Genomic DNA, 14196 nt, shown 5'->3' with positions numbered 1-14196 from the left:
TCGAGCCTACGTGTCGCCAGGATGGACGAGATGCTCGAGCGCGACCCGGTCAGGGAGGTCTGCGTACGAGACGGTCTCGCCGAGGCGTACGTAGTGGAACGAGGCGGTCACCTGGTCGAGCGGCACACCGTGCTTCTCCGCCCACGCGAGCCGGTAGACCGCCAGCTGGAGCGGGTCGGCCGTCGCCGCCCGGTTGGTCTTCCAGTCGACGACCTCGAAGCCGTCCTCCGTCCGGTAGACCGCGTCGATCCGCCCGCTGACGATCTGCCCGCCGAGCCTCAGGGTGAACGGCTCCTCGATCGCGTAGGGGACGCGGTCCCCCATCGGCCCCGACTCGAAAGAACGGATCAGGTCCCCGAGCTCGATCTCGTCCTCGATGTCGGTCTCGTCCCGACCCGGGAGCTCGTCGTCACCGATCAGGGTCTGCTGACCGAAGTGCGCCTCGACCCACGCGTGGAACCGAGTGCCGAACCGGGCTGCCGGCGCAGGCGGACGGGGCAGCGGTCGCGCCAGGCTCCGGGCGAACGCGTCGGGATCTTTGCGCATCGCCATCAACGACGTGGTGGACATCTGCGACGGGAGCGGCACCTGGACGACGTCGCCACGGGCCTCGCGCGCCTCGGCGAGCAGCCGCTCGATCTCGCCGTCGAGCTCGGTCAGGCGGGCGAGCTCAGCCGCCTCGACGGGGTCGACGGGGTCGACGGGGTCAGGAGGGTCGACAGGCGCCGGCGGGGAGGCGACGTAGGTCCGCACCCGCGCGGCCGCCTCTCGCCGGCGTACGAGGTCGTCCTCGTCGGGCTCGACCGGCCAGGCCACCGCCTCCACCCGGCCACGGAGCGGGTTGTCGGCGCCCTGATCCGGCTCCGGGGTCCACAGCTCGGCGTCGTCACCCCGGCCGCGCAGCCAGGTCGCGACGGTCTCGAGGAACGGACTGGGCTCTGACGGCGCCTTGCGGGTCCGGCTCCAGCGACTCGCGCTCGTGATCAGGAGGCGACGCGCGCGGGTGAAGGCGACGTAGCCGAGGCGTACCTCCTCCATCTCCGCCTCGGCTCGCATCGCCGCCCGGAACTCCTTGTCGCCCGCGCGGCTCAGCTCGGCCATGACCGGGAGCTCGGCACCGTCCCCACGAAGGTCGTGCGGCAAGGCGTGCGCCACGGTCGGCCAGGCCGGCCTCGATCGGGTCGAGGGGAAGGTGTCTGCGGTGAGGAAGGGGACGAGGACGACGTCCCACTCGAGCCCTTTGGCCGTGTGAACCGTGAGCAGCTTGACCGCGTCGGAGTCCGTCGGTGAGGCAACCTCGAGGCCGTCGTTGTAGGTCTCCTCGGCGTCGAGGTAGGCGAGCACCGCCGACAGCCCGGCGGAAGGGTCGGTGGCGACCACGTCGGCGATGACGTCGAGCAGGCGGGTGACGTTGTCCTGAGCGACACGGGCGGCCGTCCCGGGCGTGGAGGCGAGCTCGACGTCGATGCCGAGAGCCGCGACCGCCAGCCGCGCAGTGTCGGCGGGCGAGCCGCTCGCACGTCGCCGGAGCCCACGCAGGAGTCGCGCCACCTCGGCGAGACGGGCGCGGGCCTCCGAGGAGTACGGGAGGCGCTGGCGTTCGTCGTCGGGACTCTCGACCGCATCGGCCAACGACACGATCTCGGTGGGATCGATGCCGCGCACGGAGCGCTCGAGCTCCTCCTCCAACGACGTGGTGGCGACCTCGCGGACGGGGCCTACGAGCTGCTTGGCGCGGCGCCCCAGCAGTGCGAGGTCGCGTGGCCCGATGCGCCACCGAGGCCCGGTGAGGAGCCGCAGCAGTGCGGCGTTGGCCGTCTGGTCGGCGAGCACCCGCAGCACGGAGAGCACGTCGGTGACCTCGGGCTGAGCCAGCAGCCCCGACAGCCCGACGACCTCGACGGGGACCCCCCGCGCACGCAGGGCGGCGACGATGGTGGGGATCTCGCTACGAGTCCGGACGAGGATCGCGATCTCCGACCACGGGGTCGGCGGCTGTCCAGCCCCCTCGTGCGCCGCGACCACCTCGTCGACCATCCAGGCGATCTCGTCGGCCACGGTCTCGTGGAGCGCGGCGCGCACGGTGCCGCCCTCGGTGCCCTCGGCGGCGACGAGGGGTCGGACGACTTCGGTGACGTGGTAGTACGGGGCGGCGACACGGTTGGCCACGTCGAGGATCTCGGCCCTGCTGCGCCGGTTGACCCGCAGGTGGAAGAGGCCGCCGCGGCCGGCATCGCGCTGCCGGCTCGCCCCGATCCGGTCGGGGTCGGCCGGGAAGTCGTCGAGGAACGCGGTCAGGTTGCTCGCGGCGGCCCCGCGCCACCCGTAGATGCCCTGGCACGGATCGCCCACCGCGGTGACGCAGTGGCCGAGCCCGTCTCCGGGCTCACCGGAGAAGAGCCCTCGAAGCATGTCGCGCTGGGCGACCGAGGTGTCCTGGTATTCGTCGAGCAGCACCACCGAGAACCGCTCGCGCTGCGACTGCGACACCTCCGGGCACTCGACCGCGAGCCGTGCGCCGCGCTCCATCTGATCGGAGAAGTCGACGACGCCGTCCTCCGCCTTGGCTGCTCGGTAGCGCTCGACGAGCGTCACGAGCTCGTCGCGGCGGCGGGTGGTGTCGGCGAGGTCGTCGTGGAGCCTGACCTTGCGCATCTCGACCGTCGCTCGCTCGACGTCGACCCGTATCTCTGCGTCACAGCGGCGGACGTCGTCGGGTGAGACCAGGTGCTCGGCCATCTGCCCGTCGAGCCCCAGGACGTGGCCGATCAGGTCGGGCATCGAGGTCGTCGCGTGGGCGAGCGAACCCGGATAGGAGGCGATGGCCCGGAACGCCCGCTGGAACCGGGACGCGTCGGTGGTGATCCGCAGGTCGGGCTCGTAGCCGAGCAGCAGCCCGTACTCGGTGATCAGCGTGCCGGCGTACGCGTGGTAGGTCGAGACGGTCGGCGTGCCGTAGCGCTCGAGCAGGTCGGGCACCCCGGCCTCGCGCGCCAGCGTCTCCAGCGCCTGCCGGACGCGGTGCGCGAGCTCGGAGGCGGCCTTGTTGGTGAAGGTGAGTCCGAGGACCGATCCCGGGAGGACGCCCTCGTGCCCCACCAGCCACACCACGCGGGCGGCCATGACCGTCGTCTTGCCCGAGCCGGCACCGGCGATGATCGCGCTCGGGCGGTCGGTCGGCGCCTGGATGGCGGCCATCTGCTCGGTGGAGAACGGGATGCCGAGGAGCGCACGGAGGTGGTCGGCGTCGTGGATCAGCTGCGGGACCTCCACGGCGGTTGCCGTCATGAGGCCTCCTCCTCGGCAGCGGGTGCTGGGGCCACGGCATCGAGGACCGACGCACCCTCCGGCTTGGCGGGGCACATCCGCGCGAACTGGCAGAACTGGCAGGCCTTGGGGCTGGGTGTCGCGACCCACTGCTCCGTCCGGATGGTGCGCACCGCATCCTTGAGGAGGGCGTAGGCGAAGAAGGCGTCCTCCTCGCGCGGCGCGTCCTGGGGCTGGACCTTGGGAGCGGTCGCACGTTTGGCCGACTCGGGCAGCCGCAGGTGGACGAGCTCCGCCCCGCCGCTGCGCGCACGGCGCCGGAGCAACGGGTCGGCGGCCCCGTGCTCGACCGCGAGCTGGTAGACGCCGAGCTGCGCGTGCTCGGTGATCTCGCTGCCGGTGGGAGCGCGCTTGCCCGTCTTGAAGTCGACCACGTGCACGAGCCCGTCGACGTCGACCTCGACGCGGTCCATCGATCCGCGGAGAACCACCTCCTCGCCGGCGACCGGCAGCCGCACCTCGAAGGCGTGCTCGGCGGCGAGCGGACGTCGTCGCGCCGCCTGCTCCTGCTCCGCGTGCCACTGCGCGAACCGACCGATCGCCGCCCGGGCCTCGTCGCGCTCACGCCGGGCCACCCAGGGTGCGGCGTAGGCGAGACGGTCCCACACCACGTCGAGGGCGGCGTCGAGGGCCGCGGGATCAGCCGCGGAGCCGCCCTGGACGACGTCTGCGGCCAAGGCGTGCACCAGGAGTCCGAAGCCCTGAGCCGTCGAGCTCACGGCCTCGCCCTTGGCCTCGTGCGTGAGGAACCACGACAGCGAGCACGAGGTGATGGCGTCGAGCGAGCTGCCAGACAGGCGCACCGGCTCGTCGAGGGTCCGGACCGGCTGCTCCGACCGGGTGACCTCGCGCAGGCCCCACCAGGTGTCGGGGTCGGCCGGCGCGGCCGCGGGCAACCGCGTCGCGGCGAGGGTAGCGAGCCGCTGTGCCGCTGCGTCGCGGACACTCTCGGTCGCGCCGTGCTGGGCCAGCTCGCGCAGCTCGGCGATCACCCCTCGGAGGGAGAGCCCACGGCGGGGGCGTCGCTCCGGGCCGCTGGAGACGTGGGTGGCGTGCCTCGCCACGTCGGCGACGAAGGGCGACGGCTGGTCTCCCTCGGGATCGGAGCTCTGGACCGTCGTGACGACCAGCCGCCGACGTGCACGCGTCACCGCGACGTAGAACAGGCGCCGCTCCTCCGCGACCAGCTCCGCTGCGGTCGGCGGGAGACGGAGCGAACCACCACCGGCCTCTTCTGCCAGGCGTTCGGCGCCCAGCAGCGTGCCGCGGTGACGGACGTCGGGCCACGTGCCCTCCTGGACGCCGGCGACGACGACCAGGTCCCACTCGAGGCCTTTGGAGCGGTGCGCGGTGAGCAGGCGTACGGCTGACCCGCGCTGGCCGCGCTCGGCCAACGTGTCGACCGGAACCTCGTGGCGCGCGATCTCGTCGAGGAAGGCAGCGACGCGCCGACGACGCTGGCTCTCCTCGGCCCGAGCCGCCAGCGCGAACAGGGCGACCACGGCATCGAGGTCACGGTGTGCGGCCGCGGACGCGTCGGCGTGGTCGGCCACGATCTCCTCGGCGAGGGGACGGCTCCTGCCCTCGATCGACGCGAGCAGGCGACCCTCCCACCCGGTCCCGCGCCACAAGGTCCACAGCACGTGCTCGGGCGACGCGTGGTCCGCGACGAGGCGAGCGGCTTCGGAGACGAGCGCGCACGCGCGGTAGGCGCGCCGCGCGACGTCACCGGCACGGCTCCCGTGCCCGCCGCCGTCGACCAGTGGGGCAAGGCTCAGCGGCTCCAGGAGCAGCTCCACGAGCAGCGTGCGCGAGCTGCGCGGGAGCTGACGCTCACCGTCCTCGGCGTACGCGTCGCGTCGCCGGAGCTCCTGGCAGAGGATGCGCAGCTCGGCCGCGTCGAGGTCGCCGAGCGGGCCAGTGAGAAACCGCTCGACGCTCTCGGGGTCGGGCTGACGTTGCTCGGCGAGCGCGACCGCGAGGTGCAACGCCGCGAGCAGGGCGGCCACGGCGGGCTCCGTGCGCAGCGGAACCTCCGCACCGGCCACCTCGACAGGGACCCCCGCGGCCTGGAGTGCCCGCTGGAGGCGAGGCATCGCGGCGCCGGAGCGGACGAGCACCGCCATGTCATCCCAGTCCAGACCCTCCTCGAGGTGCGCGCGTCGCAGCATCAGCGTGAGGTGCTCGGCCTCGGAGGCGGAGTCGGCGAACGTCCGCACCCACACCTCGTCGCCCTCGCCGACCGGGCTCGGCTCCGGGTCTCGAAATGCGCGCGCCTGCACCGCGAGGGGCCCGAGGGGGATGCGCCGGGCGACCTCACGCGAGGCGGCGAGGATGCGCGGGCCGAACCGCCGGGTGCGTCGCAGGGAACACACGGCCGCGGGGGCACCCTCACGGGTCCGGAAGGCGTCGGCGAAGCCGAGGATCGCCGAGACCTCTGCTCCGCGGAACGCGTAGATCGACTGGTCCGGATCACCGACGACGACCAGGTCGCGCCCGTCCCCCGCCAGAGCCTGCAGGAGGGCGACCTGAGCGGGGTCGGTGTCTTGGTACTCGTCGACGATGACGAAGGGGAACCGCTCACGCAGCGCCGGCTGGTGCTCGGGGTCGGCGACGACGAGGCCGGCTCGGTGGACCAGCTCGGCGTAGTCGATGAGGTTCTGGGCGTCGAGGACGTCGAGGTAGTCCTCGAAGAACCGTGCTGCGGCATCCCAGTCGGCGCGTCCGGCCACCGCACCGGCCGCGGACAGGTCGACCGGATCGAGGCCGAGGGCACGGGTGCGGGTCATCAGCCGCTCGAGCTCCACGGCGAAGCCCCGCGTCCGCAGGGCGGGGCCGAGCCGCGTCGGCCACGGGACCGTCCGGTCGTCCAGCCCGCCGAGGACCAGCTCGCGGATGCGGGTGTCGGACTCCGACGCCGACAGCAGCTGGAGCGGCTCGGAGTAGCTCTTGGGGTCCTGGAACTCCCGCACCAGGCCGTAGCAGAACGAGTGGAACGTGGTCGCGAGCGGCGTCGCGACCGTCCGGTCGAGGCGGGTGGCGATGCGGTGACGGAGCTCCTCGGCGGCCTTGCGGCTGAACGTCAGCACCAGCGCCTGCTCGGGCCGGAGCCCGCGCCGCTCGATGCGGTCGACCACCGTCTCCACGAGCGTGGTCGTCTTGCCTGTCCCCGGGCCGGCCAGCACGAGGAGAGGGCCTCCCTCGTGGTCGACGACCGCCTGCTGGTGGGGGTCGAGCACGGGCGCGGGCGCTCGTCCGGCAGGCGGGGGGACCAGCGCGTACGCCGGTCGTCGGGGGTGGTCCGTCATAGGTCCATTCGATCAGAGCGGTCCGACAGATCCGTGGACCTCGTACGCGGCGGCGCGGATGTCGACGCGCAGGTCCCGGTCCAGCCGGCTCCGCAACGGCGTGCCCTCCTCGAGGTAGTGCTCACGGGCACGTCCACGAAGCGGCTCAGGGAGCGTGCCGTCGGCGCGGACCACACGCCACCACGCCACGGCTGCCCCGTACGTCGCCATCACGCGGCCGACCTGCCGCGGGCCACCGCGGCCCACGGCCTCGGCCACCTGGCCGTACGACACCACGTGGCCAGAAGGCACCTGCTCGGCGATGCGCAGGACCGCCTCGACGTACGCGTCGGGGTCCGGGGCATCCTCGCTCACGGGCCCACGATCTCACGGCCGGCGCCGGGTGCGTTTGAGGTGCTCGCACCGCAAGTGCCGCGGTCCCACCCCGTATTGCGGGTGCGATCGTCGTCGTTCGGGTGTGAGCACCTCAAACGCGGCGGGAACGCGAGGCGAGGGAGGCGGCCAACGTCACAGGTAACGGCGGCGGCCCCACTCGAGCTCGTCACGGATCCTCGCGATGTTCCCGCGGGTCGGGCTCCAGACCTCGTCCCAGAGGAAGCGCAGCATCCCGTGGCGACGACCGCACATCGCCCTCTCGCGCGTCCGCTCGTCGGTGACGACGTCGTCCGGCGACTTGCCGGGGACGAACCCGCGACCGTACTTGATCTTGCCGTCGAACTCCCCGAGCATCCCGTGCTCGAGCCAGGCGAAGTCGGATCGTCCGAGGAACGTGCCGTCGTCATCGCGGACGACGTACTGGAGATCAGGCATCGGCAAGCGGCACGCATGGAACATCCATCGCGTGACCGACTCTCCGGGAGACTCGGCGCGGCCGTCGGCGAGCTCCAGCGCGAGACGCGGGCCTTGGGCGCCCTTCCACGAGGCGAATGCCTCGCCGGTCGCCTTGAGCTCGTCTCGTGTCACCGTGCCGTGGTGGAGGGCGTCGTCCATGAGCACGAGCGCGCTTCGTGCGGGGGCCTTGACCCCCGCCTCCCAGATGGCGCGTGCCGGTGACGTCACGGTCCGCCCCCTGACCTGGACGAGATCCGGCTCGCTCACCGGGAACACCCGGTGGTCGACGCCCGCCCGACGGCGCCCCGTGAGGTCGTCGAGGCGAACGACGTCCACCCACGTGCGGTCGATGCCGACGAGTGGAAGCCCGTGGACCGCTGCGGACGACACCCCGCACAGGACCGCGTCCGGCGCGAGCTTGTCGGCGATCGCCAGGCACCGCACGGCGTACTGCTCGTCGGCACCGAGTGCGTCGTCGTGCTCCGCGAAGACGTACGTGCCGTGGCGGATGCGGCGGATCACCCCGGACCTGCAGAGAGACCCGAGTGAGGTCGTGTCGAGCCCGATGTCGCGGACGTCAGAGCGCAGGAAGTAGCCACCGCGGGCTGCCGCGAGCATCTCGAGCGCGACCAGAGCGTCAGGGTGCATCACCCGACCGTGGCGGATCAGGTGTCCGGCGTGCGTGCCGCATCCACAGCGTGCACGGCGTCCGCTCGGTGGTCCACACCGCTTAGAGCGGACTCGTTTGAGGTGCTCACACCGGAAACGCAACGATCCCACCCCGAATTCGGGGTGGGATCGTGCGCGACGAGGTGCGAGCACCTCAAACGGGAGGGGTCAGTACGAGGGCTGCGAGGGGTCGATCTGGTTCACCCAGGCGACGACACCGCCGCCGACGTGCACGGCGTCCTCGAGGCCGGCGCCCTTGACGATCGCCAGCACCTCTGCCGAGCGAGCGCCCGACTTGCACTGGAGGACCACCTGCTTGTCCTGAGGCAGCTGTCCGAGCGCGTTGCCTGCGAGGAACTCGCCCTTCGGGACGAGGATCGAGCCGGGGATCTTGTTGATCTCGTACTCGTTGGGCTCGCGCACGTCCACCAGGACGAAGTCGCGCGAACCCTCCTCGCGCTCCTTGAGCCAGCTCGCCAGCGTCGTCACGGAGATCGTCGAGTCGGCCGCGGCCTCCGCGGCGTCGTCCGAGAGCACCCCGCAGAACGCCTCGTAGTCCTCGAGCAGCTCCGTCGGCGGCTCCGCGTTGGGGTCGCGGCGGACCTTGAGCTCGGTCCAACGCATCTCCAGCGCGTCGAACACCAGCAGCCGGCCGACCAGCGGGTCACCGATCCCGGTAATCAGCTTGATGGCCTCGTTGACCATGACCGAGCCGATCGACGCGCACAGCACGCCGAGCACGCCACCCTCGGCGCAGGACGGGACCATGCCCGGCGGCGGCGGCTCGGGGTAGAGGTCGCGGTACTGAGGACCCTCCTGGGCCCAGAACACCGAGACCTGGCCCTCGAAGCGGTAGATCGAGCCCCACACGTACGGCTTGCCCAGGATCACGGCCGCGTCGTTGACGAGGTAACGGGTCGCGAAGTTGTCGGTGCCGTCGAGGATCAGGTCGTAGCCGGAGAAGATGTCCAGCACGTTGTCGACGTCGAGGCGCTCCTCGTGGAGGATCACGTTCACGTACGGGTTGATCTCGGCGACCGACTCCTTGGCCGAGAGGGCCTTGGACTTGCCGATGTCACTCTGGCCGTGGATCACCTGACGCTGCAGGTTGGACTCGTCGACGGTGTCGAAGTCGATGATGCCGAGCGTGCCGACACCGGCCGCCGCGAGGTACAGCAGCGCGGGGCTGCCGAGACCGCCGGCACCGATCACCAGGACCTTCGCGTTCTTGAGCCTCTTCTGGCCGGCCATCCCGACGTCGGGGATGATCAGATGCCGGCTGTAGCGGCGAACCTCGTCGACGGTCAGCTCGTCGGCGGGCTCGACCAGGGGTGCTAGTGCCACGAGGTCTCCTCGGTCGGGTGCGTTGCTCTCATCGGGTCCAGGAGACCCGCTGATGTCGTCAACACCATGCGGTGGCGCGGTGTTCCCGCGGCTCTCCGGCCCTCCTCCATCATGCCCGGCACGTCCCGGAGACCGGACACCCGTCTTACGCTCCGGACACGGCCGGCGGGGTCGCGAGACCGTCCGGTACGTCCCGCTTGTCCGCGCCTCAACTCGGCAAGACGACCTAGCGGGATACGATCGGGCACGTGACCGACACCACGACCGCTCCACGCCCGCGCGGCGGACGCCTCCCTCGCAGCGCCCGGCGGGCCCAGCTCCTCGAGGCGGCTCGCGAGGTCTTCGTCGACAACGGCTACCACGCCGCCGCCATGGACGACATCGCCGAGCGTGCAGGGGTCAGCAAGCCGGTCCTGTACCAGCACTTCCCGGGCAAGCTCGAGCTCTACCTCGCCCTTCTCGACTCCGCGTGCGACACCGTCGTCGAGTCCGTGCGCGACGCGCTCGCCTCGACCGAGGACAACAAGGCCCGTGTCCAGGCGACCATCGACGTCTTCTACAGCTACGTCGCGAGCGACCAGGCCGCGTTCCGGCTCGTCTTCGAGTCCGACGTCACCAACGAGCCCGAGGTGCGCCGCCGCGTCGACCGCGTCAACACCGAGACAGCCGAGGCCGTCGCCGCGGTCATCCACGACGACACCGGGCTCCCGGCGGTTGCGTCGGAGCTGCTCGCGGTCAGCCTCGTCGGGATGGCGCACGTCGGGGCGCGCTACTGGCTCGACCAGGGCTCGGCGCTGTCCAAGGAGGAGGCCGTCGCCATGGTGAGCGCGCTGTCGTGGCGCGGCATCGGCGGGTTCCCCCGCACCGACGAGCCCGACGGTCGCTGAGCGGCGCCGTACGCGGGCAGCAGACGCCCGTGCTCTCGCTGCGCACCGCGAGATAGCGTGAACCTGCCTCCCGTCCGTGGAGGTGCCCGTGACACAGAAGAGAGGCCATGACGTGGACGTACGGATCGGCGTGCAGCACAGCCCCCGCGAGCTGTCGCTCGAGACCACGGAGACCAAGGAAGCGATCCTGCAGGCGTTCAAGGACGCAAGCTCGGGCGACGGGCTCCTCGCACTGAGCGACGACCGCGGACGCAGCGTGGTCGTCCCGGTCGAGAAGGTCAGCTATCTCGAGTTCTCCGGGGAGTCCGGCCGGCGCGTCGGCTTCGGCGAGTCCTGAGCCTGACCGGCATCACCCGCACGACACGCACGCCCCGCGGGGGCCGGGCTCAGGAGTCCAGTCCGAGCTCGGCCATCCGCGCGGCGTGGTTCTCCGTCATCCGCGCGAACATCCGCCCGATCGCGGCCAGGTCCATCCCGTTGCCACGGTCGTAGGCGCCGACCAGCACGGCCGTGAGCCCGTCGTGCTCCGCGGCCACCAGCTGCGCCTGGCTCAGCGCCTCGCCCATCAGGCGGCGTCCCCACAGCGCCAGCCGTCCCGAGATCGTCGGGTCGGCCGCGATCGCCTCTCGCACCCGTGCCACCACGAAGTCGGAGTCGCCGGTGCCGGCCAGGCTGTTGAGGACGAGCGCGCGCGTGTCCACATCCAGGTAGGCGGCGATCTCCCGATAGAAGTCGGCGGCCAGCCCGTCGCCGACGTACGCCTTCACGAGCCCTTCGAACCAGTCGGAGGGGGCGGTCTTGGCATGGAAACGGGTGAAGGTCTCCTCGAACGGCGTCATCGCCTCGTACGGGTCGACGCCCAGCGCGGCCAGCCGGTCGCGCAGCCCCAGGAAGTGACCGAGCTCGACGTTGGCCATCTGGGCAAGCTCGGCCTTGTCGCGCAGCGTCGGCGCCAGCGTGGCGTCCTCGGCCAGCCGCTCGAAGGCCGACAGCTCCCCGTACGCGATGACGCCGAGCAGCTCGACCACACCCTCGCGATAGATCGGGTCGTCGAACGCTGCGGAGGTCTCGGAGGGGGTCGTCGAGTCGGCCATGATCGAAGAGTAGCCATCGCCGGTACGTCGAGCCGCGCCCGTGCCGTCAGGCGCTGGGGATAGAGTAGTAATGCCCAGGCATGGATCACGGTCCCTCGGACCTTCTGTCGCCGGGCCGCGCGGTCGCCGCCGAGCAGCGCGTCGAACGTCGACGCTCCGCCGCCACGACCTCAGGAGACCAGGCCGCCAAAGACGCGCGGCACGATCGACAAGAAATCGAGAAGACCCCTGACTACGTTCAAAGACCTGGGCGTTCTCCCGGAGATCGCCGATGCCCTGGAGACCCAGGGCATCACCGACGCATTCCCGATCCAGGAGATGACGCTCCCCATCGCACTGCTGGGGAACGACCTGATCGGACAGGCCCGTACCGGTACGGGCAAGACCCTCGCCTTCGGCATCCCCGTCGTGCAGCGGGCCATCGCACCGCACGACCCCGAGTTCGAGATGCTCAGCGCCCCTGGCAAGCCGCAGGCGCTCATCATCGCGCCGACCCGTGAGCTCGCGCTCCAGGTCTCCGCCGACGTCTCTGCCGCCTCGGTCAAGCGCGGCACGCGCGTGCTGACCGTCTACGGCGGCGTCCCGTACGAGCCGCAGCTCGAGGCTCTCGAGCGGGGTGTCGAGATCGTCATCGGCACGCCGGGGCGTCTTCTCGACCTGGCCAAGCGTCGCTCGCTCGACCTGTCCCACGTCAAGGCGCTCGTCCTCGACGAGGCCGACGAGATGCTCGACCTCGGGTTCCTCCCCGACGTCGAGGCCCTGATCTCGCGCACGCCCGAGCTGCGCCAGACGATGCTCTTCTCGGCGACCATGCCGGGTGCGATCGTGGCGCTCGCCCGCACGCACATGCGTCACCCGGTCAACATCCGCGCGGAGTCCAGCACCGACTCCTCGATGGTGCCGGCGACGGCGCAGTTCGTTTTCCAGGCCCACGACCTCGACAAGCCCGAGATGGTGGCCCGCATCATGCAGGCCAAGGACTTCGGTCGCGCGGTCGTGTTCACCCGCACCAAGCGTGCGGCGCAGCGCCTCGCCGACGACCTGGCCGAGCGCGGCTTCAACGCCGCCCCTCTGCACGGTGATATGGCGCAGGTGGCGCGCGAGAAGGCGATGAAGAAGTTCCGTGAGGGCAAGGTCGACGCGCTGGTCGCGACCGACGTCGCCGCGCGAGGCATCGACGTCGCCGACGTCACGCACGTCATCAACTACAGCTGCCCGGAGGACTCCAACACCTACGTCCACCGGATCGGCCGGACCGGGCGCGCCGGCAAGAGCGGCAACGCGGTCACGTTCGTCGACTGGGCCGACATCGCGCGGTGGAAGACCATCAACCGCGACCTCGGGCTCCCGTTCGACGAGCCGCTGGAGACGTACTCGACGTCGGAGCACTTCTTCCACGACCTCGGCATCCCGAGCGACGTCACCGGACGCATCGTGCCGCCGTCAGCGCCGGCCCCGAAGGCCGACCGCCCTCGCTCGGGCTCGGGCTCTCGATCGGGTTCGGGAGCACGCGGCTCCGAGCGTGACGGTGGCGCAGAGGGCGGCGCCAGCGACCGTCCCCGTCGCAACCGCAACCGGCGCCGTACCCGCGGCGGCGAGCCTGTCACCGAGTCGGGCGAGAGCACGACGACGGCCGTGACGGCCACGACCGGAGCCCCGAGCGCTCCGCCAGCGGGCGACGACTCGCCGTCCGGTGAGGCCACCCCCCGACGCCGGCGCCGTCGTCGTCGCCCGTCGGGAGACGGCGGCGAGGGTCGGACCGACGGCGCCGAGAGCGCCGGTGCACCCGCCGCTGACGCCTGACGCACTCGCCGGCGACCTGACGTACCGAGCACCCACCGCACCTGTGCGGTGGGTGCTTCGTCGTTCGTGCGGCGACCCGAAGGGCGGCTCGTACGGCGTTCGCGCGGCGACCCGAAGGGCGGCTCACGCGACGACGACCACGACCGTCCCGACCGGGGCGAACTCCCACAGAGCGATCGCGTCCGGACGATGCTGCCGCACGCACCCGGACGAGAGAGGCGTCCCGAGCTGCTTGCGCGTCTGCACCGGTCTGCCGTCGCCGTCGACCGGGATGGTGTGGAACCCGATCGGCGCGTTGACGCCGCGTGTGAAGCGCACGAAGTACTCCATGGTGCTGCCCAGGTCGTACGACGTGGCGTGTCTCGACCGCGAGTAGACCTCGTACCTGCCGGGGCCGAGGTTGTCGAGCTTGCTGCCGGAGACCTCATACGTCCGTGCGGTCCGACCGTCCTTGCGGACGAGCCAGACCCGTTGCTCGCTCATCGAGAAGACGATCCGCCGTCCCTTCCCCGACCGTGCCGGGAGCGGCGCCTGCGAGGCGCGCGCCGACGTGGCGGTGGCGCCGGGGGTCGGCGTCGTCTGAGACGACGGGGACACCGACGGCGGGACCGTCGGACCCTGGACGGGACCCTGGACGGGGGCAGCCGGCGGGGCGACCTGCGCGTCACCGACCGAGGGCGCAGCGGGCGGGTAGACCGCTGGTCCTGCGGCGTCGAACCCACCGACGGGGGCCGCTCCGGCAGGCTTCACCAACGCGTCGATCCCGATCTCTGGAACGAGGTCCTCGTGAAGCGCGAACACCGTCGCCGCCATGCCGCCCGCCAGGATGGCGGCCGTCCAGCGCGGCCAGTGCCTCCGCGGCCGCCTTCGTGCGCTGTGACGCCCCGAGGATGTCACGGAACGATCACGGCGCACGGTCACGCTGGTCAGCGT

The 14196-nt window shown here is 71.7% G+C and carries 10 protein-coding genes; 3 read left to right on the top strand and 7 right to left on the bottom strand.

Annotated features, from left to right (window positions below):
- Positions 1-6 precede the first annotated feature (6 nt).
- The 5 genes from KV102_RS11950 to moeZ all read right to left on the bottom strand — a co-directional run bounded on the left by KV102_RS11950 (position 7) and on the right by moeZ (position 9479).
- Positions 7-3288 carry an ATP-dependent DNA helicase gene (locus tag KV102_RS11950; protein WP_220346413.1) on the bottom strand — a complete coding sequence of 1094 codons (3282 nt, stop codon included), beginning with the start codon at positions 3286-3288 and terminating at the stop codon, positions 7-9.
- On the bottom strand, positions 3285-6635 hold the full coding sequence (locus KV102_RS11945) for an ATP-dependent DNA helicase (protein ID WP_220346412.1): 3351 nt from the start codon (positions 6633-6635) through the stop codon (positions 3285-3287). The genes KV102_RS11950 and KV102_RS11945 overlap by 4 nt, the downstream gene beginning before the upstream one ends.
- A gap of 12 nt (positions 6636-6647) precedes the next feature.
- Positions 6648-6989, bottom strand: a complete 342-nt coding sequence (locus tag KV102_RS11940; protein ID WP_220346411.1) for an MGMT family protein — start codon at positions 6987-6989, stop codon at positions 6648-6650.
- Between the two features lie 153 nt (positions 6990-7142).
- Positions 7143-8114 (bottom strand): type IV toxin-antitoxin system AbiEi family antitoxin domain-containing protein, encoded by a 972-nt coding sequence (locus tag KV102_RS11935; RefSeq protein ID WP_220346410.1) that lies wholly within the window; start codon positions 8112-8114, stop codon positions 7143-7145.
- Positions 8115-8303: 189 nt separating this feature from the next.
- Positions 8304-9479 carry an adenylyltransferase/sulfurtransferase MoeZ gene (gene moeZ / locus KV102_RS11930; protein ID WP_220343922.1) on the bottom strand — a complete coding sequence of 392 codons (1176 nt, stop codon included), beginning with the start codon at positions 9477-9479 and terminating at the stop codon, positions 8304-8306.
- Positions 9480-9727: 248 nt separating this feature from the next.
- Here moeZ and KV102_RS11925 point away from each other — a divergent pair, with 248 nt between their 5' ends.
- On the top strand, positions 9728-10366 hold the full coding sequence (locus KV102_RS11925; protein WP_220343921.1) for a TetR/AcrR family transcriptional regulator: 639 nt from the start codon (positions 9728-9730) through the stop codon (positions 10364-10366).
- A gap of 88 nt (positions 10367-10454) precedes the next feature.
- On the top strand, positions 10455-10703 hold the full coding sequence (locus KV102_RS11920; RefSeq protein ID WP_301022274.1) for a DUF3107 domain-containing protein: 249 nt from the start codon (positions 10455-10457) through the stop codon (positions 10701-10703).
- A gap of 49 nt (positions 10704-10752) precedes the next feature.
- Here the strand turns inward: KV102_RS11920 and KV102_RS11915 are convergent, their stop codons facing one another.
- Entirely contained in the window at positions 10753-11460 is a 708-nt protein-coding gene (locus KV102_RS11915; protein WP_220343920.1) for a ferritin-like fold-containing protein, read from the bottom strand.
- A gap of 318 nt (positions 11461-11778) precedes the next feature.
- On the opposite strand from KV102_RS11915, the gene KV102_RS11910 reads away from it, so the two are divergent.
- Positions 11779-13263, top strand: coding sequence for a DEAD/DEAH box helicase (locus KV102_RS11910; protein ID WP_220346409.1), 1485 nt, complete (start codon positions 11779-11781; stop codon positions 13261-13263).
- A 123-nt stretch (positions 13264-13386) separates the two neighbouring features.
- On the opposite strand, the gene KV102_RS11905 is transcribed toward KV102_RS11910, so the two are convergent.
- Positions 13387-14184, bottom strand: a complete 798-nt coding sequence (locus KV102_RS11905; protein ID WP_220346408.1) for a L,D-transpeptidase — start codon at positions 14182-14184, stop codon at positions 13387-13389.
- Positions 14185-14196 lie beyond the last annotated feature (12 nt).

Source organism: Mumia sp. zg.B53 (genome assembly GCF_019550935.1).
In the GTDB taxonomy this organism is placed as follows: Bacteria; Actinomycetota; Actinomycetes; order Propionibacteriales; family Nocardioidaceae; genus Mumia.
This window is presented reverse-complemented; position numbering and strand designations above follow the sequence as displayed.